General features: G+C 71.0%; 6 protein-coding genes. 2 read left to right on the top strand and 4 right to left on the bottom strand.

Annotated features, from left to right (window positions below; genetic code table 11):
• The 4 genes from ACFW3D_RS37995 to ACFW3D_RS37980 form a co-directional block, all read right to left on the bottom strand.
• The coding region (locus ACFW3D_RS37995) for an ATP-binding cassette domain-containing protein (protein WP_500512512.1) at positions 1-314 on the bottom strand (314 nt) is incomplete at its 3' end.
• A 158-nt stretch (positions 315-472) separates the two neighbouring features.
• Positions 473-1,360, bottom strand: coding sequence for an NmrA family NAD(P)-binding protein (locus tag ACFW3D_RS37990; protein WP_500512510.1), 888 nt, complete (start codon positions 1,358-1,360; stop codon positions 473-475).
• A 720-nt stretch (positions 1,361-2,080) separates the two neighbouring features.
• Positions 2,081-2,548, bottom strand: coding sequence for a hypothetical protein (locus ACFW3D_RS37985; RefSeq protein ID WP_500512516.1), 468 nt, complete (start codon positions 2,546-2,548; stop codon positions 2,081-2,083).
• Between the two features lie 253 nt (positions 2,549-2,801).
• Positions 2,802-3,527: a dienelactone hydrolase family protein gene (locus tag ACFW3D_RS37980; RefSeq protein WP_500512508.1), complete on the bottom strand. Its 726-nt coding sequence runs from the start codon at positions 3,525-3,527 to the stop codon at positions 2,802-2,804.
• A gap of 362 nt (positions 3,528-3,889) precedes the next feature.
• Between ACFW3D_RS37980 and ACFW3D_RS37975 the strand changes: the two genes are divergently transcribed.
• Both ACFW3D_RS37975 and ACFW3D_RS37970 read left to right on the top strand, forming a co-directional pair.
• Positions 3,890-4,393 carry an NfeD C-terminal domain-containing protein gene (locus ACFW3D_RS37975; protein ID WP_500512506.1) on the top strand — a complete coding sequence of 168 codons (504 nt, stop codon included), beginning with the start codon at positions 3,890-3,892 and terminating at the stop codon, positions 4,391-4,393.
• 95 nt (positions 4,394-4,488) lie between these two features.
• On the top strand, positions 4,489-5,913 hold the full coding sequence (locus tag ACFW3D_RS37970; RefSeq protein ID WP_500512504.1) for a flotillin family protein: 1,425 nt from the start codon (positions 4,489-4,491) through the stop codon (positions 5,911-5,913).
• Positions 5,914-6,000: the final 87 nt, after the last annotated feature.

Here is a 6,000-nt window from a genome sequence, read left to right as displayed (position 1 = left end):
ATGAGGAGCATGTTCTCCTCACCGGTGATCAGCCCGTCGACCGCGGAGAACTGCCCGGTGACGCCGATCGCCGCGCGCACCGCCTGCGGCTCGGCGGCGATGTCGTGGCCGCCGACACGGATGTCGCCCGCGTCGGCGGTGACGAGGGTGGAGAGGATCTTGACGGCGGTGGTCTTGCCGGCACCGTTGGGGCCCAGGAGGGCGAAGATCGTGCCCGTGGGCACGTGCAGGTCGATGCCCTGGAGGACCGGCTTGTCCCCGAAGGACTTCCGCAGCCCCGTGGCCGCGATGGCGGATGCGTGCGTCGTTGTCATGCCCCGGAGTCTGCGGGGCGTCGCGTTCAACGGCCTTTCAGCGGGATTTCAGCGGCCGCCGCCCACTGGCGACACGGTGAAACGGGCTGGTCAGCGCGTCGACCGCACCAAGTCCCAGCGAGTACGGCCAGCGGGCCCGTCCGCCCCGGGCCGGCCGGCTACGCGCCGGGCTTGCCGTGGTCGAGTTCGAACGCCGGGCGGTGTTCATCGATGAACTCCTCGACCGTCGTGAGCGGCTGCCCGATGATCCGCCGGGCCGTGTCACTGACGCCCGCCAGACGGCCCTCCTGCTGGTCGAGGGTCACGGCCTCGAAGTGCTTGAGCTTCGCCAGGTCATGCCCGATGCCGAGCATCTCCAGGAAGGTGGACACGGTTACCTGCTCGAACGGAAGGTCCTTGCCCAGCACTCGGCTGACCTCGGCCGCCAGCTCTTCGTGGCTGTATTCCACAGGGCCGGTGAGGGCGTGGATCCGTCCGCCGTGCTCTTCGGGCGCGGCGAAGACACGGGCAGCGGTCAGCGCGATGTCGCGGCCGGCGATCGGGGCGAAGCGGCTCTCCTTGTCGAACGGCATCACGTAGCGGCCGTAGCGGATCAGGCCGGATATGTAGAGCAGCCACTGCATGAAGAACGTGACCCGCAGATGAGTGGCGGGGACTCCCGACCAGTCGAAGATCTGCTCGGACAACCAGTGGTTCTGAGTGGCCTTGCTGCGTGCGTGGGGCCGGGACTGGAAGTGCGACATGTTCACGATGAGCTCGAGCTCCTCCTCCCTGGCGGCCTGAGCGAACATCACCGCGGCCTCCACCAGCCCCTCGCCGATCGGGTAGTTGAAGTAGGCGCGCCGGACACCCTCCATGGCCTTGCGGACGTCGCGGAGGTCGAGCAAGTCGCCGAACACGACGTCGGCGCCCTTGTCACGCAGTCGCTGTGCCCGCTCGTCGTCCGTGCGGACCATGGCCCGTACGTGGAAGCCTTCCCTGAGCAAGTAGTCGACCATCGGTCGGCCGGTCTCACCGTTGGCTGTCGTGATCAAGATCGTGGTCATTGGTGCCTGCTCTTTTGCTTCGCCGGTGCTGCCGATACGTGGGGACCCGGCCTCCTGGCGCTGCGCCACCTTCGAAAGCGGCACCGCCGAGGGTCGAAGAGGGGATCTGCGGACCCACCAGGAAGAACCCAACACGGGTGAATACCGACGTCGGCGGCACTGCCCGTGCGACCATCCACAGGCATAGAGTACATATAACATCTAAATAGGGCAAGAGGGACCACCTCCCGAGCGGGCAGCGCACGATCGGTCGCTCACCGGCAGGGCCTCGCACCCTCTGCCGCGAGCCACTCCACGAATCCCCGAACCCCCTCGCGCACACCGGATGCGTCGCCGAGGCGCCCGCATCACGGGCCATGTCGACGGCCGGCCCGGCGGTGGGGCAGCCGTCGGCGGGGCCGTCGCGAGCCGGCACCGCGCAGCGCCCGACGCAGTGTCACCGTTCTGGTGTCGCAACGTAACGGCCCTGTCACTCTGGGCGCCCGACCTCGAGATGCCGTGCTCGACCGGAAGCACGGCCGGAGGATTCTCGTCGTTGTGCGACGTGGCACCAGCCCCGCTGCACCGGAGTTCATCGGCGACATCGTCGGATAGGCACGAGGGGGTGGCGGCACGACGCCACCGGAGCACAGGACCTTGATCCTCGGCCGTGCGTCGTCCACGGCCCGGGCTCGGCAGCCCGCCACTCCCCCGTACCGGCGCAGCGTCCGGCCCCGGACCTCACGCCACCGCGTCGTACGCCACCCGCGACCGGACACCGCCGCCGGCCCCAGGGCGCGGGGCACGCTCCGCGAACACGGACAGACGCAGCACGAGATAGCGGCCGAGCCCGACGAGCGCGGTGGCCGACAGGTACACCGACTGCTGCAGGACGACTCCCGCGCCGGGGCGGAGCAAGGCCAGCGCGCCGACTGCGGCCGAAGTGACGAGCCAGCCCACGGCGATGGTGGCCGCGCTCTTCAAGTGGCCCGCCAGGCCGGGCCGTCCGTGGCCGAACGAGACGCGGGCGTGCAGCTCGGTGGCGACCACGGACGAGACGACGGTGGTCAGCACGTTCGCCGCCATCCACGGGATCCACTGCGAGAGCAGGGCCAGCGCCGCCGAGGCCACCAGGGTGATCCCGCCACCCAGCCCCGCGAAGCGTACGAAGGCCGCCGCGTGACGGCGCATCAGTCGCAGGCCGTTCATGGTGATCCCCTCCCGGGTCGCCACCCCTCGCGGGGCCGTCGTCGTCATGCCGCAGAGCGTGACCGAGCCTCCGTTCATCGCCGTTTCAGAGGGTTTTCAGGTGCGCCCGCGGTCGTGAAACCGGTGCGGTGCGGCAGCAGGCACCGGCGGGACCTTCACCGACGTCGACCCGGAGACGCGCCGCCCCGACCGGCGGTACCTCTGCGATCGGGGCGGCTGTCCTACCGTCCGCTGCCCGCCGGACGGCCCGGCCTCACTTCAGGTGCCGGTCCAGGAACCGGCACCCGTCCTCCAGTTCGAACCACGGGGTGCCGGTGTGCCCTCCCAGGTTGGCGTGCAGCGTCTTCTCCTTGCTGCCGAAGGCGTCGAACAGGTCCAAAGCCCGCTGCCGGGGGTTCCCTTCGTCGTCCCACTGCAGCAGGAACAGCAGCGGAACGGTGACCTGCCGGGCCTCCTCGCGCTGGGCGCGGGGCACGTACCCCCCGGCGAAGAAGCCCGCGGCCGCGATGCGCGGCTCGACCACCGCCAGTCGGATGCCGAGTGCGGTCCACCCCCCGGAGTACCCGACCGGGCCGCCGATCCCGGGCAGTTCGAGGAGGGCGTCCAGAGTGGTCCGCCATTCCGGGACCGCGTTCTCGACCAGCGGGCCGATGAAGGACTCGAAGATCTCGTCGACCGGCTCGCCGGCCTGCATCGCCCGCCGGAGTTCGGCACGGGCCTGCTCGTCGGCGGCGGAACGGGGCCGGTCACCGCACCCGGCGGCGTCGATGGTGGCCACCGCGTACCCGCGCGCCGCGGTGTACCGGGCCCGGGCCACAAGCCGGGGATCCGCCTTGGGCAGGCCGTTGTTGTGGGCCATCAGGACCAGCGGGGCCGGTGCGGCGGATTCAGGCGTCCACAAGGTGCCGGGAATCTCGCCGAGGGTGAATTCGCGTTCGAGGACGCCGTCGTCGAGGCGCTGTTCGGAAGTGAATCGCACGGTCGTGCCTTTCGGGAGTGCTCGTGAACGGCGCTCCCGGACGACCTATCGTCCGACCGTGACCCCGGAGGGGAGCACCCATGTCAGTACTGTGTTCACGGGTACCACCTCCTCGTTCTCTCGCACGGCCTCCGGAAAGCTAGCAGTGGTCGCCGTGGTCCGCCAACGGGTTTTCGCGGATGCTCCGGGGCCCGGGCGTGCGCGCCCCGCGGCCGGCGGAGCGCCGCCCGCGCCGGTCGCGCGTCAGCAGGCGGTAAAGAACGCGTAAAGATTGCCGGGATCGGGCAATGACCGGGCGCTGAGGCCGGTGACAGCATCGCGGTGTCCACGGAAGACCAGGTCGGCGAGCGGGCGGGGGCGGGATGGAATGGTTTCTCGGTCTCGGCATCGCCGGTCTGGCGGTGCTTGCGCTGGCACTCGTCTTCGACGGCGTCCTGGACGGACTCCTTGACGGGCTGGGGGGCCTGGACGGACTGCTGTCCCTGCCGGTGATCGCGGGGTTCGTGTCGATGCTCGGCTTCACCGGCGCGATCGTCCTGGGCACGACGGGGCTCGGAACGGCGTTCGCGGCCACGGTGGGTGCGGCCGCCGGTGGCGTGGCGGGATGGCTGACCCTGAGGTTCAGCCGCTCCCTGATGCACGGGGGCACGTCGGCCGCACCGCGTGGCGACGACCTCGTCGGCGGTACGGGCACGGTGGTCACCGCGATTCCGGTGGACGGCTACGGCGAGGTGCTCGCGTACCTGGCCGGGCAGCCCGTGAAGCTCGCGGCCAAGAGCCCCGTACCGCTGCCGCGGGGCTCGCGGGTGTGGGTGGAGGCGGCGTTGTCGGCCACGTCGGTGGCCGTCCGTCCCGTCGACCACTGACCGCGCCCCGCATCTCGGACCCGGCACCTGGCACTGGCACCTGGCCTTCCGGCACCACGTCTTCGTCAATTCCGTTCTGATCAAGGGAATCCGGCATGAGCCCTGTACTCACCGCTGTGGTGGGCATCGTCGTACTCGTCGTCCTGCTCGCCCTCGTCGTCATCACCCGCTACAAGGTCGCCGGTCCCAGCGAGGCGTTCATCGTCACCGGCCGGCGTGGCAAGAAGTCCACCGATCCGGAGACCGGACGCGTCTTCACCGACAACAGCGGTCAGAAGGTCGTGGTCGGCGGGGGCGTGTTCGTGGTGCCCTTCGTCCAGCAGAAGTTCACCCTGGACCTGTCCAGCCGGCACATCCCCGTCGCGGTACGCGGCGCGGTCACGCTGCGCGGGGTGAAGGCCCACCTGGAGGGCGTCGCGATCGTCAAGGTCGGGGGGACCGAGGACTCCATCCGCGCCGCCGCCCAGCGGTTCCTGATGCAGCAGGACGGCATCGTCGGCTTCACCCAGGAGGTGCTGTCGGGCGCCCTGCGCTCCATCGTCGGGCGGATGTCCGTCGAGGACGTCATCCGTGACCGCGCGGCGTTCGCCGGGCAGGTGGCCGAGGAGGCGGAGGCCAGCCTGTCCGGGCAGGGCCTGGTCCTGGACGCGTTCCAGATCCAGGACATCACCACCGAGGGCTCCTACCTGGAGGACCTGGGACGGCCCGAGGCCGCCCGGGCCAGGCAGGAGGCGGACATCGCCGAGGCGGTGGCACGGCAGGCCTCGGAGCAGGCCCGGCTCAAGGCCGAGGAGGAGATCGCGATAGCCCAGCGGACGTTCGCGCTCAAGCAGGCCGAGATCAAGGCCGAGACGGACGAGGCCGCCGCCCGGGCCGCGGCCGCCGGCCCGCTCGCCGAGGCCGCCCGCAGCCAGGAGGTCCTCACCGAGCAGGAGAAGGTCGCCGCCCGGCAGGCCGCGCTGACCGACCGCGAACTCGACACCAAGGTCCGCAAGCCGGCCGACGCCGCGCGCTACCGGGCCGAGCAGGAGGCCGAGGCCCGCCGTATCGCGCTGGTCAAGGAGGCTGAGGCGGACGCCCAGCGCTCCCGGCTGACCGGTGAGGGCGAGAAGGCACACCGCGCCGCGCTCGCCGAGGCGGTACGCATCGAGGGCGAGGCACAGGCCGCGGCCATCGCGGCGAAGGGGTCGGCCGAAGCCGAGGCCATGCAGAAGAAGGCGGACGCCTTCGCCCGGTACGGGGACGCCGCGGTGCTCCAGATGCTGGTCGAGGTGCTGCCGCAGGTCGTCGCGAAGGCCTCCGAGCCGCTGGCCGCCGTGGACAAGATGACCGTGATCTCGACGGACGGAGCCGGCCAACTGTCGCGCACCGTCGCGGAGAACGTGGCCCAGGGCATGGAACTGCTCAGCTCCACCACGGGAGTCGACCTCGCCGACCTGCTCAAGGGCATCGCCAGGCGCGGAGCCGCGGCGCCGGGCCACCCGGAGGCGTCCAACGGCAGGATCGAGATCGCCGACTGACGCGGGGCGAGGGGCCGGTGGTGTCACGCACGACCGACCGGTCCCGACGCCGAACCGTGCCGACCCGCCCGGGACGACGGGAGGAAA

The organism is Streptomyces sp. NPDC058864 (genome assembly GCF_042742985.1).
Lineage (GTDB): Bacteria > Actinomycetota > Actinomycetes > Streptomycetales > Streptomycetaceae > Actinacidiphila.
The sequence above is the reverse complement of the archived record's forward strand: the minus strand, read 5'-3'. Positions and strand labels throughout refer to the sequence as shown.